This window comes from Streptomyces tibetensis, from assembly GCF_040647715.1.
Taxonomy (GTDB): Bacteria; Actinomycetota; Actinomycetes; order Streptomycetales; family Streptomycetaceae; genus Streptomyces; species Streptomyces tibetensis_A.
The window spans coordinates 293,835-318,366 of sequence record NZ_JBEZCR010000006.1; the positions used below are offsets into that span (position 1 = coordinate 293,835).

The window sequence follows — 24,532 nt, forward strand, 5'->3', positions numbered from 1 at the left end:
TTCCACACATTGGGGAACAAGCGCACGAATTCACCTCAAGCCGGTGCGCTGCGGGCGAGCTTAGTCCGACCGGATCATCGCTGTGTCATATTCAGCAACTGCCGGAAACCGGACGCGAAGGGATAGTACGCTCGGTCGTTTACACGCTGCGACATCGTTCGAATGCGCTACGTGACGGCGTACGGGCATACGAAAGTCCCCCACCGTTTTGAGTGAGGGACTCTCGGAACAGCGCCCTCAAGGAGCGCGGGGAACTACGCGGGCAACCACGAACTACCCGCACCCGCCCAACGAGCTCACCCCACCGACGAGTAGGCGACCACGCCCCGCAGCAACAGATCAACGGCCTTGCGCGCGTTCTTCACCACGGAAGACCCCTGCGGAGCAGCCGCCGCGATCTGCCCCAGCACGTCGATGACCTGCTTGCACCACCGCACGAAGTCCCCCGCCGGCATCTCCGCCTCACGCAGTACCTCGTCGAGCCCCTTCCCGGAGGCCCACTCGTACGCGGCCCAGGCGAAGCCGAGATCGGGCTCGCGCTGCCCGACCCCCTCGGTCTGGGTGATCCGGAACTCCTCCTCCAGCGCGTCCAGCCGCCCCCAGATCCGCACCATCTCGCCCAGCGCGGCCTTGGCCTTCCCGGACGGCACCTTCGGCGCCATCGCGTCGTCCGCGACACGCGACTCGAACACCAACGCCGACACACAGGCAGCGAGTTCGGCCGGGCCAAGGCCCTCCCAGACACCCTCGCGCAGGCACTCGCTGGCGAGCAGGTCCAGCTCGCCGTACAGCCGCGCCAGCCGCCTGCCGTGCTCGGTGACCTCGTCGGCGCGCAGATAGTCCAGCTCGGTCAGCAGGGCCACGATACGGTCGAACGTCCGGGCGATGGTGTTCGTCCGGCCCTCGATCCGCCGCTCCAGCTGCGAGGTGTCCCGCAGCAGCCGGTGGTACCGCTCGGCCCAACGGGCGTGATCCTCACGGTCGTTGCAGCCGTGGCAGGGATGCGCGCGCAGCGCGGTCCGCAGCCGGGAGATCTCGCGGTCGTCGGCCGCCTGGGAGCGCCGCTTGCGGTGCCGCTCGGCCGGGATGTGCCCCGCCTTGGTGCGCAGCGCGGACGCCAGGTCCCGACGGGACTGCGGGGAGCGGGGGTTGAAGGACTTCGGGATCCGCATCCGGTCCAGCGGCTCGACCGGCACCGGGAAGTCCATCGACGCCAGCCGCTTCACCTGCCGCTCGGCGGTCAGCACCAGCGGGCGCGGCCCGTCGTGGTGGTCGAAGCCGCGGTGACCGTTCGAACGGCCCGCCGGCAGGCCCGGGTCCAGCACCAGCGCCAGGCCCGCGTACTTGCCGGTGGGGACGTGGATGACGTCACCGGGCTTCAGCTTCTCCAGCGCGACGGCGGCCTCCGCGCGCCGCTGTGCCACGCCCTGCCGGGCGATCTCGTTCTCCCGGTCCTTCAGCTCGCGGCGCAGCCGCGCGTACTCCTCGAAGTCGCCGAGGTGACAGGTCATGGAGGCCTTGTAGCCCTCCAGACCCTCCTCGTTGCGCTGCACCTGCCGGGAGATGCCGACCACCGACTTGTCCGCCTGGAACTGCGCGAACGACGTCTCCAGCAGCTCGCGCGAGCGGTGCCGCCCGAACTGCTCGACCAGGTTGACCGCCATGTTGTACGACGGCTTGAAGCTGGAGCGCAGCGGGTACGTGCGGGTGCCGGCCAGGCCCGCGAGGTGCTCGGGGCTCAGGCCGCGCTGCCAGAGCACCACGGCGTGGCCCTCGACGTCGATGCCACGCCGCCCGGCCCGGCCCGTCAGCTGGGTGAACTCGCCCGCGGTGATGTCCGCGTGCTGCTCGCCGTTCCACTTGACGAGCTTCTCCAGCACCACCGAGCGGGCGGGCATGTTGATGCCGAGGGCGAGGGTCTCGGTCGCGAACACGGCCTTGACCAGGCCGCGCACGAACAGCTCCTCGACGACTTCCTTGAAGGTCGGCAGCATGCCCGCGTGGTGGGCCGCGATGCCCCGCTCCAGGCCCTCCAGCCACTCGTAGTAGCCGAGGACGTGCAGGTCCTCCGTAGGGATGGACGCCGTGCGCTCCTCGACCAGGGCGCGGACCCGCTCGCGCGCCTCGTCGTCGTTGAGCCGGAGCCCCGCGTACAGGCACTGCTGGACGGCGGCCTCGCAGGCGGCGCGGCTGAAGATGAAGGTGATGGCGGGCAACAGCCCCTCGGCGTCGAGCCGCTCGATGACCTCGGGCCGGCTCGGCGTCCAGATCCGGGACCGCTGGCGGCGCTCGCGCTCACGGTCGGCCTCGCGCATGGACCGGCCGCGCCGGCGGTCCTGGTACGACGGCCGGCTCGCCTCCATGCGCGCCATGCGCGTGAGATCGGGGTTGACGGCCTTTCTGTTGCCCTCCCCCTCCTCGAACAGGTCGTACATCCGCCGCCCGGCCAGCACGTGCTGGAACAGCGGGACGGGCCGGTGCTCGGAGACGACCACCTCGGTGTCGCCGCGGACCGTGTCCAGCCAGTCGCCGAACTCCTCGGCGTTGGACACGGTCGCCGAGAGCGAGACGAGCGTGACCGACTCGGGGAGGTGAATGATCACTTCTTCCCACACGGCCCCGCGGAACCGGTCGGAGAGGTAGTGCACCTCGTCCATGACCACGTAACCGAGGCCGAGGAGGGTCTGGGACCCGGCGTACAGCATGTTCCTCAGTACCTCGGTGGTCATCACCACCACCGGAGCCTCGGAGTTGACGCTGTTGTCGCCGGTCAGCAGGCCCACCTTGTCCGTGCCGTAGCGGCGGCACAGATCGGCGTACTTCTGGTTCGACAGGGCCTTGATGGGTGTCGTGTAGAAGCACTTCTTGCCCTGCTGGAGGGCGAGGTGGACGGCGAACTCGCCGACGATCGTCTTGCCGGAGCCGGTGGGCGCGGCGACGAGCACGCCCTTTCCCGCCTCGAGCGCCTGGCAGGACTCGATCTGGAAGGGGTCGAGGCCGAAGTCGTACATCTCGCGGAAGGAGGCGAGCGCGGTGGCCTGCTCGGCAGCGCGCTTGCGGGCTGCCGCGTACCGCTCGGCCGGGGAGAGATCCTCTGTCATCGTGCCTTCGAGCGTACCGGGCCGCACTGACAACAGGACGATCATTATCCGGATCCGTTGCTGTGAAACCTCGGATCCGCGCAGCTCAGGGGCCGACGACCCGCACGCCCCCGCGCACACAGCGCGCGCTCAGCGGCAGCGGGCCGAGCGGCTCCCCGTCGGCGTAGCCGGTGACGCTCTCGGCGGCGATCTCCACCCGCGCCGCCCGCCACACGGTCACCTTCGGATGCTCGACGTGCGTCCCCCGGTACACCCGCGGGAACACCCGCAGCAGCGTGCCGCGGCCGCAGTCGCCGACCACCGTCACGTCGAACAGCCCGTCGGTCAGATCGGCACCGGGACAGATCCGCATACCGCCGCCGTACGAGGAGCCGTTGCCGACGGCCACGAGGGTCGCCTCGACCTCACGGACCTCGCCGTCGTCGAGCCGGATCCGGTACGGCACGGGCCGGAACCCGGCGAGTTCGGCGATCATCGCCAGGTCGTACTTCAGGCGGCCGGTGGGCCATCGCATGCGGTTGCCGCGGTCGTTGACGCGGGAGTCGAAGCCGGAGGCGAGGACGGTGCCGAACCGGCGGTCGCCGACCTGCCCCAGGTCGATGTCGCGGATCCGGCCGCACTTGAGGGCGTCGGCGATCATGCGGCCCGCGGCGGCCGGCTCCCGCACGGGCAGGCCGAGGGCGCGGGCGAAGTCGTTGCCGGTGCCGACCGCGACCAGGCCGAGCGGGGTGCGGGTGCCGGCGAGTGCCTGGAGCGCGAGGCCCGCCATCCCGTCGCCGCCGACGGCGATCAACGCGCCCGTGCCGGACTCGACGGCCGCACGCGCGCGGACGAGGGCGTCCGCGGCGTCCTCCCCGAGGACGGTACGGACCGAGAAGCCGGCCGCCCGCAACGCGGAAGCGGCCGGCTGCGCCGCGCGGGCGCCCCGGCCGCGGCCCGCGGTGGGGTTGACGAAGAGGGTGATCTCGCTGGTCACGGGACCGACCCTACGAGCTGTCCGCCGGTCTTCAGGTCACGTCGTCATAACCGTTGACCCGGTCCGTGCGTTCCGAGCTCGCCTGCTCGGGCAGCGCCGCGCGGCTGGTCGTCACGGGCTCGATCTCGCCGATGTCCTCGGGGGTGAGATCCAGCTCGGAGGCCTCGTCGTCGGCGGGGCCGAGGGCCTCGCGGCGGGCCTTGCGGCGGTCGTTGAGCAGGGAGAAGGCGACGGCCGCGAAGTACAGGACCCAGATGGGCGCCGCGAGCGCCAGCATGGTCAGCGGGTCGGTGCTGGGCGTGGCGACGGCCGCGAAGACCGTGATGGCCATGATCATGCCGCGCCACCAGCCGAGCATGCGCTTGCCGGTGAGCACCCCGGTGAGGTTGAGCATGACCAGCAGGAGGGGCAGCTCGAAGGAGAGGCCGAAGACCAGCACCATCCGCATGACCAGATCGAGCAGATCGTCCAGCGGCAACAGGTTGGACGTGCCGCCCGGGGTGAACTCGAGGAGCACCTTCGCCGTGGTGGGCAGGACCGTGTACGCGAAGTAGGCGCCGACGAGGAACAGCGGGGCGCCGGTGCCGACGAAGGCGTAGGCGTACTTCTTCTCGTGCCGGTGCAGGCCCGGTGCGACGAAGGCCCACAGCTGGTAGAGCCAGATCGGCGAGGCGAAGACGACGCCGGCCATCAAGGACACCTTCAGCGCCAGCGTGAAGGGGGTGAGCAGGCCGTTGATGGTGATCTGCGCACAGGGCTTCGCGCCGGGCTGCGACCTGGCCAGTTCCGCGAAGGTCTTGTCACAGCCGACCGAGTCGAGGATCGGCTTGGTGATCAAGTTGATGATGTCGTTGTAGAAGAAGGCGGCGACGACCGTGACGAGGACGATCGCCAGCATCGCCTTGGCGAGCCGGTTGCGGAGCTCGCGAAGGTGCTCCGCGAGGGGCATGCGCCCCTCGGGATCCCTCTCCTGCTTGCGGGCAGACTTCAGCAACCCACGTTCCCATCTCGTGCGGCGGGCCGGAGGTCACCGGCCCTGCGTCAGCGCTTGGTCGTGTCCGTGGGCTCGTTGACCGGGCGCGAGCTGGTCACGTCACCGGGCGCTGCCTGGATCGTGCGCTGCGAGGGCTCGTCGTTGTTGGGCGGGCCGGCCGGGGTCGTGGACGACTTGTTCTCGTCCTTCATCGCCTTGGCCTCGCTCTTGAGGATGCGGGCCGACTTTCCGAGCGACCGAGCCATGTCCGGAAGCTTCTTCGCGCCGAACAGCAGGATGATGACGACGAGGATGAGAATGATCTCGGGGGCTCCGAGCCTTCCGAACATAAGTCTTTACCTTCTCACCGAGGCGGCTGTGGTGGGGGTGCTGTCCGACCGGTCGGACACTTGTCCGAACGGCCGTGCTGGCAGCGATCGTAACGCCCGGGGGTAAACGTGGGGCAATCCCTGTGCATCCCGTGTGCGCACGCCCGTCCGCGACCAGTGCCTCGTTAACCGGGCCGCGACCAGCAGCGTACCTGTACGAACCGCCGACGTGACAGGGCGAAGTGTCCCGAAACGCAACTCACAGCCGTCCGCCGGGCACCTCACAGAGCGTCGACGGAACGGGCCGCGCTCTGCGCCGACCGCTCCAGGTCCTCGGCGGCCCGGTTGATCCGGCGGGCGGAGTCCGCGACCTGCCTGCCCAGGCGCTCCGCCTCGACGAAGACCCGCACGGCGAGCACCCCGAGCACGACGAGACCCACGAAACCCAGCGCTACCGCGAACATCGGCCAGAACATGACGCCGAGCCTAGACCTTTCCGGACGGCCGGAAATCCCGCCCCACCCGCCGGCCCACTAGACGGTGGAGTGCAGCCGCAGGGTCCGTACACCGCCGCCGGTGAGCAGCTCCACGATCCGCTCCCCCGCGGGCTTGCGGACGGACGCGCCGCACTCCGGGCAGGTGAAGGAGTAGAAGGTGGTGCGGCTCGTGGCCCCGATGGCCAGGCGCAGCGCGCCCGCGGCGAGCTCGCAGTGCTCCCGGCAGTCGGGGCAGCCCGCCCGGAACACGACCGGGGTCACGCTTCTCATCCCCGCGAACGCGGACTCCACCGTCATGCCCCCGACACCACCGGACGTCAACGACTCGCTCAAGCCCTCGCTCCTCTTCCTGGGGTCGTACGCCTCAGGGGTGCACGACCGGTGTCGCGGTCCGGCCGTGGCCCGGCCGTGGACCCCCGAGGGCGTCTGTGGCTCACGCCGGTCCGTCGCCCGGCCCGTCCGGGACGGTCCGCACCGCGTGCGGTCCGCGCACGTCCTGCGCGACTCCGGCCGTCCGCGCCGCCTCGATCCCGTCGTACGCCGCCAGCGCCTCCCGGGCCGCCCGCCGGGCGCTGTCGGCGAGCTCCGGCGGCGAGACGATCCGGCCGTCCCGCCCGAGCCGCAGCGCCAGGCGCCGCAGCGACGCCGGGTCGGGGGTCCGCAGAGTGATACGCAACCCACCGTCCGGGAGCTCATCCGCACTGTCGTGCGGGTAGTACTCCGCGACCCATCGGCCGCCGGGCCCTACCTCGATCACGACCTCCGGGTCCTCGGCCGCCGGCTGCACCAGCGCCTCCGAGAGGTCGCGCAGCTCGATCTCGGGCGGCGCCGACGGCTCGTCGAGGATCTTGATCTCGGCGACCCGGTCGAGCCGGAAGGTACGGCGCGCCTCGGAGCGGCGGCACCAGGCCTCGACATAGGTGTGCCCGACGCTGACCAGGCGAATGGGGTCGATCTCCCGCTCGGTGACCTCGTCGCGCGCGGGCGAGTAGTAGCGGATCCACAGTCGGCGGCGCTCGGCGATCGCGCGGTCGACGTCCGCGAAGACGCCGCCCTCGGACTCGAAGGTCACCGAAAGGCGCGAGCTGGCACCCGCCGCCTCACCGGCCGCTGTCTCCACCTTCGCCGTCGCCCGCAGCAGCGCCTGCCGGTCGCTCTCGCGCAGGCCGGGCAGCGTGGACACCGCCCGGGCGGCGACGAGCAGCGCGGTGGCCTCGTCGGCGGCGAGCCGGAGCGGCTCGGCGGCCTCCGCCGCGAGCGCCGCCGGGTTGTGCCACCAGATGCGCTCGCCGTCGGTGTCGATGTCGAGCAGGTCGCCGCCGCGGAAGCTGGTGCCGCACATGGGCAGCACGTCCAGGTCGGAGACCAGCTCGTCCTCGCTGATGCCGAAGGCACGCGCGACATCCTCGACCCGGGCCCCGGGACGCTCCTTCAGATACGTCACCAGCGAAAGCATCCGACGGGTCTGGTCGATGGCGTTCACGGGCCTGACCGGTTTGCCTGCCACTGTCTTTCCGCTCCCCCTCAGCCCTTGGCCACGGCCCGCAGCCGGTCCACCACGTCGGCCCGCAGCTCGGCGGGCTCCAGGACGACCACGTCCGGCCCGAACTCCACCAGCCAGGCGTCCAGCCCGTGACCGTACGGAATCTCCAACTCGTCCCAGCCGTCGCCGAGTTCCCGCACGGAGGTGGCCTTCGCCCGAAGGGGGTACCCCGCCCCCGCCCGCAGCCGGATCCGCGCCGAACGGTCGGCGACCTCCCCGGCCCAGCTCGCCACGGTCTCGCGGACGGTGACGACGTCCGGCACCTCGGCGGTGTAGCGGCCGCCGCGCGAGCGGACCTTGCCGGTGATCCGCGACAGCCGGAAGACCCGCTCGGCGCCGCGGTCGCGGTCCCAGCCCGCCAGGTACCAGTGGCCCCGCCAGCACTCCAGCGCCCAGGGCTCCACGTGCCGCTGCTCGGGATGGGCGGCGGTGGCCTTGCGGTAGTCGAAGGCGACGGGCCTGCGGTCCCGGCAGGCCAGCATCAGCGGCTCGAACGCCGCCTCGTGCACCGGGATGCGCGGCTCCAGGGCGCCGTGCGACCCGTAGGGGTCGACGTCCTCGGGGAGGCCGGCCGCGCGCAGCTTCTGCAGGGCGCCGCTGGCCGCTCCGGCGAGCCGGGCCTGCTGCCACACCTTGGCGGCCAGCCCGAGGGCGGCGGCCTCCTCGGCGTCCAGGGTGATGGGCGGGAGGCGGTTGCTGTCACGGCGGGCCAGGTAGCCGATCTCGCCCTCGAGGCTCTCGACGGTCTCGATGACCAGCCCCAGTTCGCGCAGGTCGTCCTTGTCGCGCTCGAACATGCGGTTGAAGGAATCATCGGAGCCGGTCGTGCCGTTGCCCGGCCCGAAGGCCTCGACGTAGGCCTCGATGGAGTCGCGCAGCTCACGCTTGCTGAGCGGGCGCCGCGTCCCGAGCAGACACAGCGCCAGATTCATCAGCCGCTCCGCCTTGGCAATGGCCATCGACGCGCTTCGCCTCCCTATGGTGCTTACGAGCGATGACCGTACCGCCACACGGTGGCACGGCAAAAGCCGAGGGCCCATGCCCGAACAGGCATGGGCCCCACGTGATCGAGTCTGTCCGGAGCTTGCTCAGACTCCGAGCAGGTCGACCACGAAGATCAGCGTCTCGCCGGGCTTGATCGCCGGAGTCGGGCTCTGGTTGCCGTAGGCGAGGTGGGCGGGGATGGTCAGCTGGCGACGGCCGCCGACCTTCATGCCCTGCACGCCCTGGTCCCAGCCCTTGATGACCCGGCCGCCGCCCAGCGGGAAGCGGAACGGGGTGCCGCGGTTCCAGCTCGCGTCGAACTCCTCGCCGGTGCTGAAGGAGACACCCACGTAGTGCACGGTGACGGTCTGGCCGGCCTGCGCGACCGGGCCGTCGCCCTCCCAGATGTCCTTGATCTCGAGGTCCGCCGGGGGCTCGCCGCCCGGGAAGTCGATCTCGGGCTTGTCGATGCTCACTTCATCTCTCCTTGTTACGTGACCTTCGTCGGGAACAGTCTCACAGACCGGCCGGGTCAGACCGTGCCGAGGATGTCCACCGTGAAGACCAGCGTGTTCTTGGACAGCTCGCTCTGCGGGCTCGCGCCGTAGCCGAGCGAGGGCGGGATCACCAGCAGCACCCGGTCGCCCACGTGCTTGCCGACGAGGCCCTTGTCCCAGCCTGCCACCACGGAGCCGTTGCCGATCTGGAAGGCGGTGGCGCCGCCGTGGTCCCAGGAGGAGTCGAACTTCTTGCCGTCCTCCCACTTGACCCCGGTGTACTGGGCGATGAGGCCCTGGCCCGCCTCGACCTTCTTGCCGTCGCCCTTGATCAGCACCTGTTCCTTGAGGTCCTTGGGAGCCTTCTCACCCTTGGGGACGGTGATGACCGCGGCCTTCTGGGAGGGCGACTTCACCTCGGGCATGCCCGGCTCGGAGGGCGCCTGCTCGCCCTCGGCCTCGGCCTTGGTGTCGACGCTCGCGGCACCGACCGGGTCGACCACCCAGATCAGCACGTCCTTCGCGGAGACACCGGAGGACGTGTTCAGGCTCTGCCCGATCAGATCACCCGCGGTGCCCTGCACCAGGACACGGCTGCCGGGCTTCTTGCCCTTCACCGCGTCGAGGACCTTCTCGGGGAGCTGCTGGCTCGGCTTGCCGATCTGCTCGATGGACTGCCGCCGGGGCGCCTTGTCACCCGTCGACCCCGCGGCCCAGGTGCCGCCCAGCTCCTGGCCGCCGCCCCACTTCTCGACGGTCCAGTCCAGGCGGACGAAGTCCGAGCCCTTGATCGGGGCGCCGGTGCCCGCCGAGAGCGTCTTGACCACGGTCTTGTCGGACGGCTTGCCGTCCTTGGGAACGGAGATCTCGGGCTTCGCCCCGACTTCCCCCTTGACCTCGGCGACGCCTCCCGCCGTATCGCCGTTGTTCCCGTCGTCCGATCCGCACGCGGCGGTGAACAACAGGGCGGGAACGGCCAGCAGCGCGGCCACGAGTCGTTTCGTGTTGTAGTTCATCAGTCCAACTGGGATCGGAGGTGGGGGGCAATGCCAGCCACTCTACGGCGTGCCCGCTCCGCACTCCTCATACCGCGCGACACGACACCGCCCCGGCCGCTCCCGCACGAGCCGGACCGGCGAAGAAAAGCCGGTGCCCGAAGGCACGAAAACCTTCGGGCACCGGCTTCCCGGACGGCCGGATGCGGCTCACATTCCGGCGATCAGCTTTTCCACCCGGTCGTCCACGGAACGGAACGGGTCCTTGCACAGCACGGTCCGCTGAGCCTGGTCGTTGAGCTTGAGGTGGACCCAGTCGACCGTGAAGTCACGGCGCTGTTCCTGGGCCCGCCGGATGAAGTCGCCGCGCAGCCGGGCGCGCGTGGTCTGCGGCGGGACGGACTTGCCCTCGAAGATCTTCAGATCGTTGCAGATACGGGCCGCCTGGCCCTTCTTCTCGAGCAGGTAGTACAGGCCACGACGGCGGTGGATGTCGTGGTAGGCGAGGTCTATCTGGGCGACCCTCGGGTGCGACATGGTCATGTTGTGCTTGGCGCGGTACCGCTCGATGAGCTTGTACTTCATGACCCAGTCGATCTCGGTGCCGATGCGGTCCAGGTCCTCGGACTCGATCGCGTCCAGCGTGCGGCCCCACAGCTCCAGGACCTGCTCGACGGTGCCGGTGCGGATGCCCCGGCGCTCGCAGAAGTCCAGGGCCTTCTCGTAGTACTCGCGCTGCACCTCCAGGGCGGAGGCCTCGCGTCCGCTGGCCAGGCGCACCTTGCGCCGGCCGGTGATGTCGTGGCTGACCTCGCGGATCGCCCGGATCGGGTTCTCCAGGGTGAGGTCCCGCATCACCGTGCCCGCCTCGATCATGCGCAGCACCAGGTCGGTGGCGCCGACCTTGAGCAGCATGGTCGTCTCGGACATGTTGGAGTCACCCACGATGACGTGCAGGCGACGGTAGCGCTCGGCGTCCGCGTGCGGCTCGTCACGCGTGTTGATGATGGGCCGGGAACGGGTCGTCGCCGAGGAGACGCCCTCCCAGATGTGCTCGGCGCGCTGGCTGACGCAGTACACGGCGCCCCGCGGAGTCTGCAGCACCTTGCCCGCACCGCACAGCAGCTGGCGGGTGACCAGGAACGGAATCAGAATGTCCGCGAGACGGGAGAACTCCCCGTGCCGGGCCACCAGATAGTTCTCGTGGCAGCCGTAGGAGTTGCCCGCCGAGTCGGTGTTGTTCTTGAAGAGGTAGACGTCGCCCGCGATTCCCTCCTCGTGCAGGCGTCGTTCGGCGTCCACCAGGAGTCCCTCGAGAATGCGCTCGCCCGCTTTGTCGTGGGTGACCAGTTCGGTCACGTTGTCACATTCCGGTGTCGCGTATTCCGGATGCGATCCCACGTCGAGATAGAGGCGGGCGCCGTTTCGCAGAAAGACGTTGCTGCTTCGGCCCCATGACACGACACGGCGGAAGAGGTACCGCGCCACCTCGTCAGGAGACAGGCGGCGCTGTCCCCTGAACGTGCACGTGACGCCGTACTCGTTCTCCAGCCCGAAAATGCGGCGGTCCATGAGGGAACATTACGCCCGATCCCCCGAACTGAAACGGGGTTCGACGGCACGGTTCGGATCATTTTCCGAACCCGTCGCAACAACCGCTCCCTGGCCGGGAGCTGCGACTACCCGTCCCGTGACCGTCAAAACCAGCAAGGACACGCCACCTGCGACAGCCGGCACGGCGAAGCCCCACAAGGCCCCGCCCGCTTCGACGACCGGCCCCGCGACGCCGGTTCCGACCGAGTGGCCCACGGTGAACGTCGTCACCAGCCAGGAGAACGCCTCGGTGACCGTGCCGCGCGGGGCGTGCCGGTCGACCAGGACGAACGCACAGGCGATGGCGGGGGCGAGGAAGACCCCGGCGAGCGCGGTCAGCGCGACCATGGCGACCGCGTCCGGCATCAGCATCAGCGGCAGGTAACACACCACCAGAAGCGCCACCAGCACCCGCAGTCGCCGAGCGGGCTCACCGGCCCACTGCCGGGCCCCGTAGACCGCACCGCCGACCAGCGCCCCGAACCCCAGGGCGGCCATCAGCCAGCCATACACCGCATCCCCGCCGTGCTCGTCCGCGTAGGGCACGGAAGCGACCGTGATGGACCCGAGCGCCATCCCGATGAACAGGAAGGCCGCCAGCAGCGCGAGCAGCCCGGGCGAGCGCAGCGCGCCGAGCCAGTGCGCCTCACGCGGCGCCGACCGCCACGCGCGCGAGGGCTCCGACACCACCACGGACAGCGCGCCCAGCACCCCGACCGCGTTCAGCACGAGCAGCGCGGCCTGGGTCGACCACAGCGACACGCACAACGTCACCAGCAGCGGCCCGACGGTGAACATCACCTCCTGGGCCACGGCGTCCATGGCGTACGCCGTGTGCACCTGGTCCTCCCTACGCAGCACGGAGGGCCACAGCGCCCGCAGGCCGCCCTCCAGGGGCGGCGTGAAGAGCCCGGCACCGGCCACCGCGGCATACGCGAGCGGCAGCGACCCGATGCCGGCGAAGGCGAAGACGGCCATCGCCAGTGCGGAGAGGACGGCCGCGGGCAGCTGCACCCGCGGCTGCCCCCGCAGGTCCACGATCCTGCCCAGCACGGGCTGCCCGACGGCGTTGGCGACTCCGTAGACGGCCGCCAGCGCCCCCGCCAGGCTGTAGGTACCGCCCTCCGCCCGGACGAACAGCACGATCGCGATGGCGGCCGTGGCGTTGGGCAGCCTGCCCACCAGCGTGCCGACGAGCAGCCGGGCGGCATGTCGCGCCCGAAGGATCTCCAGGTATCCCGTGGCCATGTCCCGCCCTCAGGTTTTACGTATAACGTCGGATCTCATACGTACCATGGCCGCTGTTCACGAGTCCAGACGAAAGAGCAGGCCGACGGTGGCACGAGGCAGCACCCGACCCACGAGCCGGGACGTCGCCCAGGCCGCCGGCGTCTCCCAGGCAGCCGTCTCCCTGGTCCTCGGCGACAAGTGGCGCGGCCGGGTCTCGCAGGCCACCGCCGAGCGCGTCCGCGAAGCCGCCCGCGACCTCGGCTACCGCCCGAACCTGGCCGCCCGCAACCTGCGCCTGGGACACACCCGCACGGTCCTGCTCGTCGTCCCCGCCCTCACCACGGAGTTCTTCGCCGGCGTCTACACCGGCGCCGCCCGCATCGCCGCCGAACACGGCTTCGGCGTGGTCCTCTACCCCTCCCCCGAAGGCATCGGCCCGGCCCGCGACCCCTTCGCCTCCGCACAGGCCGCACTGGACGGCGTGATCGCCTCATCCATGGCCGCCGACGCACTCACCGCCATCCGCGGCGAGGCACTCCCCCTCGTGATGCTGGACAGCGACCCGGACGGCAGCCTCGGAGCGGCGACGGTCAACCTCGACATCGCCGACGGCATCCGGCAGGCCGCGCAACACCTGCTGTCCCTGGGCCACCGCCACTTCCTCCACCTGGCCGCGGACGTCCCCTCCTGGACCTTCGAGGTACGCGCGCAGGAACTGGCGGCCCGGCTGGCGGAAGTACCGGACACGACGGTGCGCACGGCCCGCTCACCGATCTCCATCGAGGGAGCCCTGGCCGCCGCCGAAGCCGCACTCTCGGCTCCCGGCGCCCGCCCCACCGCCGTGATCTGCGACGACGACCAGCTCGCGGCTGGCACGTACAAGGCGGCCCGCCGCCTGGGGTTGCACATCCCCGACGACCTGTCGGTCACCGGCGTCGACGACCTGGCCCTCGCGACGGCCATGGACCCCGAACTCACGACGGTCCACCTCAACGCCGAGCTGTTCGGAGAGCGGGGCATGCGGGCCCTGCTGGCCGTCCTGGAGGACCGCACCCCCGAGAGCGGGAACATCCCGGTACAGCTGATGGTACGAAGCTCCACGGCCCCACCGCGTTGACCGTGCGGGCCCTTGCCGCAGGGGCCGGGTGGGACCGCAGCCCGGCGTAGCGGGGTGCCTCCCCCAAGCTCTCGACTTCGCTCGAACAGGGGGGACCCCCACGCCCACCCGCGCCGCCCCAGCGGCACGACTGCCCGCAGCTGCGCACACAGCGACGCGCCCCGGCCACGATCACACTGCCCGGAGCGCGTCACACCACGTCAGAACTACTCGGCGTCCTCCGAGGCCCCCTCGGAACCGCCGGCGGCACCCGCAGCGAGCAGACGGGACAGCTGAGGCCCGCTGATCCGCTTGAACTTGCGCTTCTGCGGACGCGTACGGTCCAGCACGGCGACCTCCAGCCGCTCCGCCGGGATCTCCCGCTCGCTGCCGTTGGTGTCACGGGACAGCGCCTGCACCGCCAGCTTCAGCGCCTCCGCGAGAGTCATACCCTCCTCGTGACGCTGGTCCAGATAGCTGCTGATCTGCTCGGCATTACCGCCCACCGCGACCGAGCCGTGCTCGTCCACGATGGAACCGTCATGCGGCAACCGGTAGATCTGGTCACCCTCGGGCGTCTCCCCGACCTCCGCGACGACCAGCTCCACCTCGTACGGCTTCTCGGCCGCGCTCGAGAAGATCGTGCCCAGCGTCTGCGCGTACACGTTCGCCAGGCCCCGGGCCGTCACATCGTCCCGGTCGTAGGTGTAGCCCCGCAGATCGGCATAGCGCACACCACCGATCCGCAGGTTCTCGTACTCGTTGTACTTGCCGGCAGCCGCGAAGCCGATCCGGTCATAGATCTCGCTGAACTTGTGCAACGCACGGGACGGGTTCTCGCCGACGAACACGATGCCGTCAGCGAACTGCAGCACGACCAGGCTGCGACCACGGGCGATGCCCTTGCGGGCGTACTCCGCCCGGTCGGCCATGGCCTGCTGGGGTGAGACATAGAACGGCGTCGACACCGGTTATCCGTCCCTCTCTTGAAGATTCCGTCGGTTCACTGGACCACCTCCACGAAGACGAACGCCGCTACAGCAGCGCGGCCCGCGGCCCGTCAGGCTGCTCCAGCCGCCGCTCCAGAATCGAGCGCGCGATCTCGGACGCCTCGCTCTCGGTGAGCCGGCGGAACCCGTCGTCGGTGATCACGGTGACGATGGGATAGATCCGGCGGGCGACATCGGGACCACCGGTCGCCGAGTCGTCGTCTGCCGCGTCGTAAAGAGCCTGTACCACGAGCGTCGTGGCCTCGGCCTCACTCAGGTCGTCCCGGAACAGCTTCTTCATCGCACCCCGCGCGAAGATCGACCCGGAACCGGTGGCCGCGTAGTTGTGCTCCTCGGAGCGGCCGCCCGTGACGTCGTAGGAGAAGATCCGGCCCTTGCCGCGGTCCACGTCGTACCCGGCGAACAGCGGCACCACGGCCAGGCCCTGCATGGCCATGCCGAGGTTGGAGCGGATCATCGTCGACAGCCGGTTCGCCTTGCCCTCCAGGGACAGCTGCGCACCCTCGACCTTCTCGAAGTGCTCCAGCTCCAGCTGGAACAGCTTCACCATCTCCACGGCCAGGCCCGCCGTGCCGGCGATGCCCACCGCCGAGTACTCGTCGGCCGGGAAGACCTTCTCGATGTCCCGCTGCGCGATGACGTTGCCCATGGTGGCCCGCCGGTCACCGGCGAGGACCACACCGCCGGGGAACGTCACGGCGACGATCGTCGTCCCGTGCGGTGCCTCGATCACGCCCTGGGTGGGAGGCAGCTGCCGGTTGCCGGGCAGGATCTCCGGCTGGTGTTCCGACAGGAAGTCCATGAAGGAGGAAGACCCTGGCGTCAGGAAGGCAGCTGGTAGACGCCCGGTGCTACGAGTGTTGGCTTCCACGCGATTCCTTCCACATAAGCGGCAGCCCGCCTTATGGCATCGGGCCGATCCTTGAACTGCCCCAGCGCGGCGTTGCAGCTGAAGCACAGTACGCCTCGGACCCTACCCGTCTTGTGGCAGTGATCCACATGCTCGGGCACGGCCGACAGACAAATACAACACACGCCTCCCTGGGAGGCGATCAGACCGTCGCGTTCGGCTTCTGTGATTCCGTACTGGCGCTTCAGATGCCCCTGCCGACCCTGTACCGCCCGGCATGCCTTGCAGCGCGTTGACAGTCCGTCGGAAGCGGTGGCGTTGCGGTGCCACTCGCTGTGAGGCTTGATCTCGCCACACGTCCGACAGAGCTTGTACCCAGCCGGAACGTCAACCTGCTCCCGGACCGGCTTCCCCAGCGCCTCCCGGCGGCGCCGGCAGTGCGCAGCGCTGTACTTCGCCACGCACTCCCGGCAGTGCACCTGGAGGCCGTCACGCCGATTTCTGTCACGGGCAAATGCAGCAAGAGGCAGATCGCGCCGACACTTCCTGCACTGCTTCGCGTTCGGCTCGCTGGCCGCTTCCATCCCCCGCCACCTTCAGATCAAAGGCTAGAGCGCGCCATCCGCCTTTACTGCCCACCTTTTTGCACGAAGCTCCGAACGAAATCCTCGGCATTTTCCTCGAGTACGTCGTCGATTTCGTCCAGGACGGAGTCCACGTCGTCGCTCAGCTTCTCCTGACGCTCCTTGAGGTCCTCGGAGCCCTGCGCGTCCTGCGCCTGCTCCTCGACCTCCTCGGTGGACCGGGTGGCCTTCTGCTGTCCGCCGCCGGTGTCCTTGGTCGCCATATCCCTCACCCCGCTCGGTTCGCCCGACACAGTTGCTCGGTCAAGATCAGACCCTACTCGCCGGGTCCGACCATGTCCCCGCAGTTGCTCCAACGTACGGGGACCACCTCGATGATTCCCGGACCAGGGATTTTCCACCCTGTCCGGCCGGTTCCCGACGAGTACCCGCTCAACGCGGTCACCCGCCCGACAGGACCCTGACCAGGTCTTCCGCGGTGCGGCAGCGGTCCAGGAGCTCCTTGACGTGATTACGCGTTCCGCGAAGCGGTTCCAGGGTTGGGACGCGTTGCAGCGAATCCCGGCCCGGCAGGTCGAAGATCACCGAGTCCCAGGAGGCCGCGGCGACGTCGTCGGCGTACTGCTCCAGGCAGCGGCCGCGGAAGTAGGCCCGGGTGTCCTCAGGCGGCACCGTACGGGCCCGCTCCACGTCCGCGTCGGTCAGCAGTCGCTTCATGCGCCCGCGGGCCACCAGACGGTTGTACAGGCCCTTCTCGGGTCGTACGTCGGCGTACTGGAGGTCGACGAGGTGCAGTCGCGCCGCGTCCCAGTCGAGGTTGTCCCGGCGACGGTAGCCCTCCATGAGCTCCCGCTTGGCGACCCAGTCCAGCTCTCCGGCCAGACTCATCGGGTCGTGCTCCAGACGGGTGAGGGTGTCCTCCCAGCGCGACAGGACGTCCTTGGTCTGGTCGTCGGCGTCGGCCCCGAACCGCTCCTCCACGTACTTGCGCGCCAGCTCGTAGTACTCCATCTGCAGCTGGACCGCCGTGAGCGTGCGGCCGCTGCGGAGTGTGACCAGGCGCTTCAGTGACGGGTCGTGGGAGACCTGGTGGAGGGTGCGGACGGGCTGGTCGACGGCCAGGTCGACGGCGATGAATCCGTCCTCGATCATCGACAGCACCAGCGAGGTCGTGCCCAGCTTGAGGTAGGTCGAGATCTCGGAGAGGTTCGCGTCGCCGATGATCACGTGCAGGCGCCGGTACTTCTCGGCGTCCGCGTGCGGCTCGTCGCGGGTGTTGATGATCGGGCGCTTGAGCGTCGTCTCGAGGCCGACCTCGACCTCGAAGTAGTCGGCTCGCTGGCTGAGCTGGAAGCCGTGCTCGTGGCCGTCCTGGCCGATGCCGACGCGGCCTGCTCCGGCGAAGACCTGGCGGGAGACGAAGAACGGCGTCAGGTGGCGCACGATGTCCGAGAAGGGGGTCTCCCGCTTCATCAGGTAGTTCTCGTGCGTGCCGTAGGACGCGCCCTTGTTGTCGGTGTTGTTCTTGTACAGGTGGATCGGCTGGGCACCGGGGAGCTGCGCGGCCCGTTCCGCGGCCTCTGCCATGATCCGTTCGCCGGCCTTGTCCCAGAGGACGGCGTCCCGGGGGTTGGTCACCTCCGGTGAGCTGTACTCGGGGTGTGCGTGGTCGACGTAGAGCCGTGCACCGTTGGTGAGGATGACGTTGGCCAGGCCGATGTCCTCGTCGGTGAGCTGGCTGGAGTCGGCGGCCTCGCGGGCGAGGTCGAAGCCTCGTGCGTCCCGCAGCGGGTTCTCCTCCTCGAAGTCCCAGCGAGCCCGGCGGGCCCGGTGCATCGCCGCCGCGTAGGCGTTCACGATCTGGGACGAGGTGAGCATGGCATTGGCGTTGGGGTGGCCGGGGACGGAGATCCCGTACTCCGTCTCGATGCCCATTACTCGCCGTACGGTCATGCGGCCCTCCTTGCCCGGCGGCGCCCTCGGTCGTGGGCGCCACTCAGATACCGCTGGCGCTCGGTTGCGTGTGCGGTGCCCGTCCCCGCACTGCGCGACTTGGCGGTACGCAAGAGCCTAGAACGCCTTTGCGCTGGTGGGGAGATCATTTGCATCCTCGCGAGCGTTCGCCTGAAAAACAGTCGGCTGCGGGTACCCGCCGAGGGCACCCGCAGCCGCCCTGCCTTTACAGGTACTGACCGGTATTCGCCACCGTGTCGATGGAGCGTCCGGTGTCCGTGCCCTGCTTTCCGGTGATGAGCGTACGGATGTACACGATCCGCTCGCCCTTCTTTCCGGAGATGCGGGCCCAGTCGTCCGGGTTGGTGGTGTTCGGCAGGTCCTCGTTCTCCTTGAACTCGTCCACGCAGGCCTGGAGGAGGTGGGAGACGCGGAGGCCCTTCTGGTTCTTCTCGAGGAAGTCCTTGATCGCCATCTTCTTGGCACGGCCCACGATGTTCTCGATCATGGCGCCGGAGTTGAAGTCCTTGAAGTAGAGGACTTCCTTGTCACCGTTGGCGTAGGTGACCTCCAGGAAGCGGTTCTCCTCGGATTCGGCGTACATGTGTTCCACGGCCGTCTGGATCATGCTCTGGACGGTGGTGGCCTTGGAGCCGCTGTGTTCGGCGAGGTCGTCGCCGTGCAGCGGGAGGCGCTCCGTGAGGTACTTGCCGAAGATGTCCTTGGCCGCCTCGGCGTCCGGACGCTCGATCTTGATCTTCACGTCGAGCCGGCCGGGCCGCAGGATGGCGGGGTCGATCATGTCCTCACGGTTGGAGGCGCCGATCACGACCACGTTCTGCAGGCCCTCCACGCCGTCGATCTCGGCGAGGAGCTGCGGGACGATGGTGTTCTCCACGTCCGAGCTGACACCGGAGCCACGGGTGCGGAAGAGCGACTCCATCTCGTCGAAGAAGACGATGACGGGTGTGCCTTCGCTGGCCTTCTCGCGGGCCCGCTGGAAGACGAGGCGGATCTGCCGCTCCGTCTCACCGACGTACTTGTTCAGGAGCTCGGGGCCCTTGATGTTGAGGAAGAAGCTCTTGCCGGCGGCCTGGCCGGTCACCTCGGCGACCTTCTTGGCGAGCGAGTTGGCCACGGCCTTGGCGATGAGCGTCTTGCCGCATCCGGGGGGCCCGTACAGCAGGACGCCCTTCGGCGGCCGCAGTTCGTGCTCCTTGAACAGGTCCGGGTAGAGGTAGGGGAGCTCGACGGCGTCGCGGATGGCCTCGATCTGGCCGCCGAGACCACCGATCTGCTCGTAGCCGATGTCGGGGACCTCTTCGAGGACGAGCTCCTCGACCTCGCTCTTCGGTACGACCTCGTAGACGTAACCGGAGCGGGGTTCGAGCAGGAGGGCGTCGCCGGGGCGGATGGTCACGTCCAGCAGCGGCTCGGCGAGCCGTACCACCCGCTCCTCGTCGGTGTGCCCGAGCACGAGGGCCCGCTCGCCGTCCTCGAGGATCTCCTTGAGGGTGACGATGTCACCGACGCGCTCGTACTCCATGGCCTCGACCACGTTGAGCGCTTCGTTGAGCATTACTTCCTGGCCGCGTCGGAGCTCGTCGAGCTCGACGCTGGGGCTGACGTTCACCCTGAGCTTGCGGCCGCCGGTGAAGATGTCGGCGGTGCCGTCCTCGTTCGCCGTCAGGAAGACCCCGAAGCCGGCCGGCGGCTGTGCGAGCCGGTCGACCTCCTCCTTGAGGGCCACGATCTGGTCGCGTGCCTCACGGAGCGTGTTGGCGAGTCGTTCGTTCTGCGCGGACACGCCGGCCAGGTTGGTCTGCAGCTCGACGATCCGCTCTTCGAGAATCCTCGTGTGTCGCGGAGAGTCGGCGAGCTTGCGCCGCAGGACGGCGATTTCCTGCTCAAGGTAAGCGATCTGCCCGGCCGGGTCGTCGGACCCGCGTCCCGGGCGGATGCCGCGGTTCATGTCGTCGTCGTGGGCTGCCACGGTCCTCACCTCCTCCAAGGGGAGCTGGACGCTTCCAGACCCTACCTGGGCGGGTGTCGATTGAAACCCCTAGATCACAAAGACGGTCGGGGTGTGTCCGATCTTCACCCTTGCGCTCTCCCTCACGCCAGGGGAATACCCAGCGAACATGATTGGAACCCAGGCGAAGGTAGGGTCGAACTGTTCAACACCCGCCGGAGCTGGCCGGATTCCTGGCCCGGCTCGGCGGAGAAACGGCAGGAGAGATGAGCGTGCAGCAGGTGGCCGGGGCGGAAGGCGAGGAGCTGGAGGTCTGGATCGACCAGGACCTGTGTACCGGCGACGGCATCTGTGCCCAGTACGCGCCCGAGGTGTTCGAGCTGGACATCGACGGTCTGGCCTATGTGAAGAGCGCCGAGGACGAGTTGCTCCAGGACAAGGGGGCGGCAACGCCCGTTCCGCTGCCGCTCCTCACGGACGTGATCGACTCCGCGAAGGAGTGTCCGGGCGAGTGCATCCACGTGCGTCGGGTTTCGGACAGGGCCGAGGTCTACGGTCCGGACGCAGAGTGACTGCTTCCGTACGTTGCGTCACGGCCGTCTGATATCTCACACGGGCTGTCGCAGGTGCCTCACACGCTTCGGGCTCCGGCGGGTGTCGAGCGGACGAACGAGTCGCCCTGCCAACGCCATTTCGCGTCGCTCTTCCTGTCGGGGCAGCAACGCGGCACGTCGGACGACGAGTAGCCGAGGAGCGTGGCCGTCACGGCGCCGTCGTGCACGGCGAAGTCGGTGACGGTGGTGCCGTCCTTGGGGTCGAGCAGGGTGGCCACGACGCGGGGTGTGCCGGCGTCGGCGTCGCGCGTCAGGACGTAGACGCCGTCCGGTGGGGTGCCCATCGGGGAGTCGCAGTGGACGACGGCCACGGTTTCGGGCCGGCCGTCGCCGTCGAGGTCTCCTGAAGCCCGTTTCTGCACCACGGCCTTCACGGGGCCGCATTCGATGGGGAAGGCCACTGCGGCCGGGTCGGGCGGGGTGAGGTGCGCCGGAGCGCTCTTGGTTTCGGGGGCGGCCGGCTGGGCCGCCGTCGCCGCGCCGGGCTGCAGGATGGTGGAGAGGGCCACGACGCCGGCGACGGCCGTCGCGGTGGCGAGCCAGTGGATGGGGCGGGTGTGGGTGTGGGCGAGCTCCGGGACGGCGGAAGACTGCACTAGGAGGGTCTCCTGAGGCTGTGCCGGTGGGGTGGCCAGCATGGTGCCACACGTCACAGCCCGGGGGAACGGCGGGGTGTGCGTGTCCTGTGCCGGGGAAGTCTGATGGGTTGCGGTTCCTGCCGCTGTGTCAGCGGGCCCGTGGGGCAGCGCCCCTGCCGTGCCCGGCCCACTGCGCGTCCTCGGGCGTCTTGGCGGGTGCGGCAGGTCAACGGCGTCGGGCGGGGGTTCACCCCGGGCGGCAACGAAAGGGCGCCGTGGCGGAGTTCCGGTGCGGATCCGGGAACTGCGCCACGGCGCCGTTGCGTTGCACGCGGTGACGGGCCGCTTCAGCGGGCGGTGCCGCCGTCGGCGTTGGGCCCCGCGTAGTCCTCGCCGTAGGCGCCCTTGGCGGGGCGGCGGCGGCGCATGGGCGGCTCGACGCCGTCGGCGAGGCGGCGGGCGGTGAGCAGGAAGCCGGTGTGGCCGATCATGCGGTGGTCCGGGCGGACGGCCAGGCCTTCGATGTGCCAGTTGCGGATCATCGACTCCCAGGCGCTCGGCTCGTTGAAGCAGCCGATCTCGCGGATGGACTCGACGGTCCGGGCGAGCTGGGTGGTGGTCGCCACGTAGCAGCACAGGATGCCGCCGGGGACGAGCGCCTTGGAGACGGCCTCCAGGCATTCCCAGGGGGCGAGCATGTCGAGGATGACGCGGTCGACGTCGGCGTCGGACAGGTTGTCCTGGAGGTCGCCGACGGTGAGCTGCCAGGCGGGGTGCGGTCCGCCGAAGTAGCGCTCCACGTTCGCCTGGGCGATCTCGGCGAAGTCGGCGCGGCGCTCGTAGCTGTGCAGCATGCCCTGGTCGCCGATGGCCCGCAGCAGGAAGCTGCTGAGGGAGCCGGAGCCGACGCCCGCCTCCACGACGCGCGCGCCGGGGAAGATGTCGGCGAAGGCCAGGATCTGCCCCGCGTCCTTGGGGTAGACCACGGCGGCGCCGCGGGGCATGGACAGGACGTAGTCGGGGAGCAGGGGGCGCAGCGCGAGGTAGGCGACGTTCCCCGTGGTGCGGACAACGCTGCCCTCGGGAGCGCCGATCAGTTCGTCGTGCGGGAAGGAACCCTTGTGGGTGTGGAAGTTCTTCCCGGCCTCGAGCGTGAACGTGTAGTGGCGGCCCTTGGGGTCGGTCAGCTGAACCTGGTCCCCGACCTTGAAGGGCCCGCGCCTGCGGGCGGCACCGGTCGGTTCGGACATGTGACCAGCCTACCGGTCCCCGAGGGGGGCTCCGACCACTCAGCTGGGCCTGGCCATCGCCTTCACGAAGGCGCGTTCCACGTCGGCCGCCGACAGCACGCCGTAGATCTCGCCCGTCTCCTCCACGACCAGGTATTCGGTCGCGGGGGTCGCCCGGAGCGCGTCGAGAAGCTCCTCGCCGGACAGTTCGGCCGAGACGCGCATGCCGTCGGTGAGGTCCTGGGCGAGGCCGCTGACGGCGACCCAGGGGCGGCGGTGCTCGGGTACGCCGACGATGGCGGCCTCGCGGACGAGGGAGAGGGGTTTGCCGTCGGCGTCGACGACGACCAGGGCGCGGGCTCCGGCGGCGTTGGCGCGGCGCAGGGCCTCCGAGAGCGGGGTGTCGGTCTCGACGGGGACGGCGCGGCGGGTGAGGGCGCGGGCGCGCAGTTCGGGGAGGTGCTCGCGCAGGCGGGCCATGCGCAGGCTGTTTCCGGCGCCGGTCCAGATGATCGCGGCGAGGATGGCGGCGAGCAGGGCGTCGAGGACGGTGTCCATGCCGACGTTGTCGACGGCGTCGGTGCCGAGGGCGCCGGACTGGGTGAGCAGCGGCAGCCCGATGAGGACGGAGACGGCGAGGGCGCGGCCGACCCAGGCGGCGGCGATGGTGCCCGTCATGGGCTTGCCGGTGATCTTCCAGACCACGGCCCGGAGCATGCGGCCGCCGTCGAGGGGCAGGCCGGGCAGGAGGTTGAACGCGGCCACGATGAGGTTGGAGATCATCAGGCCGGCGAGCAGGACACCCGGGACGGTGCCGGGTTCCACGGCGAGCAGGGCGGCGTAGAAGGCGCCGGCGAGGATCAGGGAGAGCAGGGGTCCGACGAAGGCCAGCACGAACTCCCGGCCGGGGGTCTCGGCCTCCTTCTCGATCTCGGAGACGCCGCCGAAGAACTGGAGCTGGATGCGGCGGACCGGGAGTTTGAAGCGGAGGGCGGCGACCGTGTGGGCCAGTTCGTGGACGAGCACGGAGGCGTAGAAGGCGACGGCGAAGAAGAGGGAGACGAGGTAGCGGGCGGCGCCGAGCTCGGGCAGCACGCGCTCCAGCTGGCCGCCGAACACCCAGGTGATCAGTGCGGCGACGAGGAACCAGCTCGGCGCGACGTAGACGGGCACTCCGAAGGGCCGTCCCATGAGCAGGCCGCCCCGGGGCTCGGGCCGCTGGGGGGCGGGGCCTTTGCCGTCGGCGGAGTGCGCGAGGGGGCGGTCGCCGTGGGCCGGCGGGGCGGGATGGTGGTTCGGGTGGCCGGGGCCCGGGGCGGGGGCCGAGGGCTGCTGCGGGCGGTTGCCTTCATCGGAGCCGGGGGCCGGGGCGGGTACCTTGTGCAGGCGGTCCGTCGCGGGCCGGCCGGCGACGGGTGCCGAGTGCGGGCCGCTGGCGTAGGCGCGGTCGGGGTGGGTGTCGCCCTCCGGCGCGACGCCGCCTTCGCGCTCGCCGGGGGCGGGCGGCGTCTGCGGTGCGTCGGCGGGGGCCGTGTTCGGGGCCTCGGCGTCGGCGCGGCCGGGGTGTGGGGCGCCCTCCGGAAGACCGTTCGCGTCGGGCTCGGCGGGGGTGGCCTCAGCCCGTGTCGGGCGGTCCGCCGCCGAGTCGTCCCGCATGGCGTCCGCGGGGGTCGCCGGGGTGTCGGCGGGCGCGGCCGGGTCGTTCGGCTCCGGTGCCGGGGTGGGCTGTTCAGGGGTGGAGCGGTGCTCGTCCGTGGGGCGTTCGTCGGCGGGGGCCGGGTCGGTGGCCCGGACCGGAGGTCCCGCGTGGTGCTCGGCCGACTCGTCGTTGCCGGACCGCGGCCGCCCGCGCCCGCCGCTCTCGTCCACCGGTGTCCCCTCGATCGAAGCGTCTCCCGCGCCTGCCGGACGGGAGGGTCTCGAGTCGA

The 24,532-nt window shown here is 70.1% G+C and carries 23 protein-coding genes; 2 read left to right on the forward strand and 21 right to left on the reverse strand.

Features of this window, described 5'->3' with window-relative positions; all coding sequences use genetic code 11:
• Positions 1–296: 296 nt before the first annotated feature.
• The 12 genes from AB0B29_RS18465 to AB0B29_RS18520 form a co-directional block, all read right to left on the reverse strand.
• Positions 297–3,146 carry a DEAD/DEAH box helicase gene (locus AB0B29_RS18465; protein ID WP_362240587.1) on the reverse strand — a complete coding sequence of 950 codons (2,850 nt, stop codon included), beginning with the start codon at positions 3,144–3,146 and terminating at the stop codon, positions 297–299.
• 40 nt (positions 3,147–3,186) lie between these two features.
• Positions 3,187–4,077: a diacylglycerol kinase gene (locus AB0B29_RS18470; protein ID WP_362240590.1), complete on the reverse strand. Its 891-nt coding sequence runs from the start codon at positions 4,075–4,077 to the stop codon at positions 3,187–3,189.
• A gap of 31 nt (positions 4,078–4,108) precedes the next feature.
• Positions 4,109–5,071 (reverse strand): twin-arginine translocase subunit TatC, encoded by a 963-nt coding sequence (gene tatC, locus AB0B29_RS18475; RefSeq protein ID WP_362240593.1) that lies wholly within the window; start codon positions 5,069–5,071, stop codon positions 4,109–4,111.
• A gap of 47 nt (positions 5,072–5,118) precedes the next feature.
• Positions 5,119–5,400, reverse strand: coding sequence for a Sec-independent protein translocase subunit TatA (tatA, locus tag AB0B29_RS18480; RefSeq protein WP_033311911.1), 282 nt, complete (start codon positions 5,398–5,400; stop codon positions 5,119–5,121).
• A 260-nt stretch (positions 5,401–5,660) separates the two neighbouring features.
• Positions 5,661–5,855, reverse strand: a complete 195-nt coding sequence (locus tag AB0B29_RS18485; RefSeq protein ID WP_362240595.1) for a hypothetical protein — start codon at positions 5,853–5,855, stop codon at positions 5,661–5,663.
• A 57-nt stretch (positions 5,856–5,912) separates the two neighbouring features.
• A complete protein-coding gene (locus tag AB0B29_RS18490) occupies positions 5,913–6,209 on the reverse strand; it encodes a hypothetical protein (RefSeq protein WP_362240597.1) in 297 nt (98 codons plus the stop codon).
• 100 nt (positions 6,210–6,309) lie between these two features.
• Positions 6,310–7,383, reverse strand: a complete 1,074-nt coding sequence (locus AB0B29_RS18495) for a helix-turn-helix transcriptional regulator (protein WP_362240600.1) — start codon at positions 7,381–7,383, stop codon at positions 6,310–6,312.
• A gap of 17 nt (positions 7,384–7,400) precedes the next feature.
• Positions 7,401–8,378, reverse strand: coding sequence for a helix-turn-helix transcriptional regulator (locus AB0B29_RS18500; RefSeq protein ID WP_362240603.1), 978 nt, complete (start codon positions 8,376–8,378; stop codon positions 7,401–7,403).
• A 129-nt stretch (positions 8,379–8,507) separates the two neighbouring features.
• Positions 8,508–8,879: an FKBP-type peptidyl-prolyl cis-trans isomerase gene (locus tag AB0B29_RS18505; RefSeq protein ID WP_030243994.1), complete on the reverse strand. Its 372-nt coding sequence runs from the start codon at positions 8,877–8,879 to the stop codon at positions 8,508–8,510.
• A gap of 56 nt (positions 8,880–8,935) precedes the next feature.
• The gene (locus AB0B29_RS18510) at positions 8,936–9,916 is read right to left on the reverse strand and encodes an FKBP-type peptidyl-prolyl cis-trans isomerase (RefSeq protein WP_362240606.1); all 981 of its coding nucleotides are present in this window, start codon (positions 9,914–9,916) and stop codon (positions 8,936–8,938) included.
• 189 nt (positions 9,917–10,105) lie between these two features.
• A complete protein-coding gene (gene pafA, locus AB0B29_RS18515) occupies positions 10,106–11,467 on the reverse strand; it encodes a Pup--protein ligase (protein WP_104778656.1) in 1,362 nt (453 codons plus the stop codon).
• Between the two features lie 9 nt (positions 11,468–11,476).
• Positions 11,477–12,736 carry an MFS transporter gene (locus AB0B29_RS18520; RefSeq protein ID WP_362240608.1) on the reverse strand — a complete coding sequence of 420 codons (1,260 nt, stop codon included), beginning with the start codon at positions 12,734–12,736 and terminating at the stop codon, positions 11,477–11,479.
• Positions 12,737–12,782: 46 nt separating this feature from the next.
• Here AB0B29_RS18520 and AB0B29_RS18525 point away from each other — a divergent pair, with 46 nt between their 5' ends.
• On the forward strand, positions 12,783–13,835 hold the full coding sequence (locus AB0B29_RS18525; RefSeq protein WP_362240611.1) for a LacI family DNA-binding transcriptional regulator: 1,053 nt from the start codon (positions 12,783–12,785) through the stop codon (positions 13,833–13,835).
• 206 nt (positions 13,836–14,041) lie between these two features.
• On the opposite strand, the gene prcA is transcribed toward AB0B29_RS18525, so the two are convergent.
• The 6 genes from prcA to arc all read right to left on the reverse strand — a co-directional run bounded on the left by prcA (position 14,042) and on the right by arc (position 20,204).
• Entirely contained in the window at positions 14,042–14,782 is a 741-nt protein-coding gene (prcA, locus tag AB0B29_RS18530; protein ID WP_362240614.1) for a proteasome subunit alpha, read from the reverse strand.
• Between the two features lie 67 nt (positions 14,783–14,849).
• On the reverse strand, positions 14,850–15,695 hold the full coding sequence (prcB, locus tag AB0B29_RS18535) for a proteasome subunit beta (RefSeq protein WP_362240617.1): 846 nt from the start codon (positions 15,693–15,695) through the stop codon (positions 14,850–14,852).
• Positions 15,647–16,258: an endonuclease VII domain-containing protein gene (locus tag AB0B29_RS18540; RefSeq protein ID WP_362240619.1), complete on the reverse strand. Its 612-nt coding sequence runs from the start codon at positions 16,256–16,258 to the stop codon at positions 15,647–15,649. The genes prcB and AB0B29_RS18540 overlap by 49 nt, the downstream gene beginning before the upstream one ends.
• 44 nt (positions 16,259–16,302) lie before the next feature.
• Complete coding sequence (locus AB0B29_RS18545) at positions 16,303–16,521, reverse strand: ubiquitin-like protein Pup (RefSeq protein WP_031108679.1); 219 nt, start codon at positions 16,519–16,521, stop codon at positions 16,303–16,305.
• A 178-nt stretch (positions 16,522–16,699) separates the two neighbouring features.
• The gene (dop, locus tag AB0B29_RS18550) at positions 16,700–18,211 is read right to left on the reverse strand and encodes a depupylase/deamidase Dop (protein WP_344517937.1); all 1,512 of its coding nucleotides are present in this window, start codon (positions 18,209–18,211) and stop codon (positions 16,700–16,702) included.
• Positions 18,212–18,437: 226 nt separating this feature from the next.
• A complete protein-coding gene (arc, locus tag AB0B29_RS18555; protein WP_362240623.1) occupies positions 18,438–20,204 on the reverse strand; it encodes a proteasome ATPase in 1,767 nt (588 codons plus the stop codon).
• Positions 20,205–20,449: 245 nt separating this feature from the next.
• Between arc and AB0B29_RS18560 the strand changes: the two genes are divergently transcribed.
• Positions 20,450–20,755 carry a ferredoxin gene (locus AB0B29_RS18560; RefSeq protein ID WP_362240626.1) on the forward strand — a complete coding sequence of 102 codons (306 nt, stop codon included), beginning with the start codon at positions 20,450–20,452 and terminating at the stop codon, positions 20,753–20,755.
• Between the two features lie 59 nt (positions 20,756–20,814).
• On the opposite strand, the gene AB0B29_RS18565 is transcribed toward AB0B29_RS18560, so the two are convergent.
• The 3 genes from AB0B29_RS18565 to AB0B29_RS18575 all read right to left on the reverse strand — a co-directional run bounded on the left by AB0B29_RS18565 (position 20,815) and on the right by AB0B29_RS18575 (position 24,473).
• Positions 20,815–21,393, reverse strand: a complete 579-nt coding sequence (locus AB0B29_RS18565) for a hypothetical protein (RefSeq protein ID WP_362240629.1) — start codon at positions 21,391–21,393, stop codon at positions 20,815–20,817.
• Between the two features lie 329 nt (positions 21,394–21,722).
• A complete protein-coding gene (locus AB0B29_RS18570; RefSeq protein ID WP_362240632.1) occupies positions 21,723–22,625 on the reverse strand; it encodes a tRNA (adenine-N1)-methyltransferase in 903 nt (300 codons plus the stop codon).
• A 39-nt stretch (positions 22,626–22,664) separates the two neighbouring features.
• A complete protein-coding gene (locus AB0B29_RS18575) occupies positions 22,665–24,473 on the reverse strand; it encodes a site-2 protease family protein (RefSeq protein ID WP_362240635.1) in 1,809 nt (602 codons plus the stop codon).
• Positions 24,474–24,532: the final 59 nt, after the last annotated feature.

Excerpts from the sequence above, each read along its gene's own strand:
- AB0B29_RS18465 (WP_362240587.1), bottom strand. The coding sequence starts at position 3,146 with ATGATCGTCCTGTTGTCAGTGCGGCCCGGTACGCTCGAAGGCACGATG.
- tatA (WP_033311911.1), bottom strand. The coding sequence starts at position 5,400 with ATGTTCGGAAGGCTCGGAGCCCCCGAGATCATTCTCATCCTCGTCGTC.
- AB0B29_RS18485 (WP_362240595.1), bottom strand. The coding sequence starts at position 5,855 with ATGTTCTGGCCGATGTTCGCGGTAGCGCTGGGTTTCGTGGGTCTCGTC.
- AB0B29_RS18500 (WP_362240603.1), bottom strand. The coding sequence starts at position 8,378 with ATGGCCATTGCCAAGGCGGAGCGGCTGATGAATCTGGCGCTGTGTCTG.
- AB0B29_RS18510 (WP_362240606.1), bottom strand. The coding sequence starts at position 9,916 with ATGAACTACAACACGAAACGACTCGTGGCCGCGCTGCTGGCCGTTCCC.
- pafA (WP_104778656.1), bottom strand. The coding sequence starts at position 11,467 with ATGGACCGCCGCATTTTCGGGCTGGAGAACGAGTACGGCGTCACGTGC.
- AB0B29_RS18520 (WP_362240608.1), bottom strand. The coding sequence starts at position 12,736 with ATGGCCACGGGATACCTGGAGATCCTTCGGGCGCGACATGCCGCCCGG.
- AB0B29_RS18525 (WP_362240611.1), top strand. The coding sequence starts at position 12,783 with ATGGCCGCTGTTCACGAGTCCAGACGAAAGAGCAGGCCGACGGTGGCA.
- AB0B29_RS18540 (WP_362240619.1), bottom strand. The coding sequence starts at position 16,258 with ATGGAAGCGGCCAGCGAGCCGAACGCGAAGCAGTGCAGGAAGTGTCGG.
- AB0B29_RS18545 (WP_031108679.1), bottom strand. The coding sequence starts at position 16,521 with ATGGCGACCAAGGACACCGGCGGCGGACAGCAGAAGGCCACCCGGTCC.
- dop (WP_344517937.1), bottom strand. The coding sequence starts at position 18,211 with ATGACCGTACGGCGAGTAATGGGCATCGAGACGGAGTACGGGATCTCC.
- AB0B29_RS18560 (WP_362240626.1), top strand. The coding sequence starts at position 20,450 with ATGAGCGTGCAGCAGGTGGCCGGGGCGGAAGGCGAGGAGCTGGAGGTC.
- AB0B29_RS18570 (WP_362240632.1), bottom strand. The coding sequence starts at position 22,625 with ATGTCCGAACCGACCGGTGCCGCCCGCAGGCGCGGGCCCTTCAAGGTC.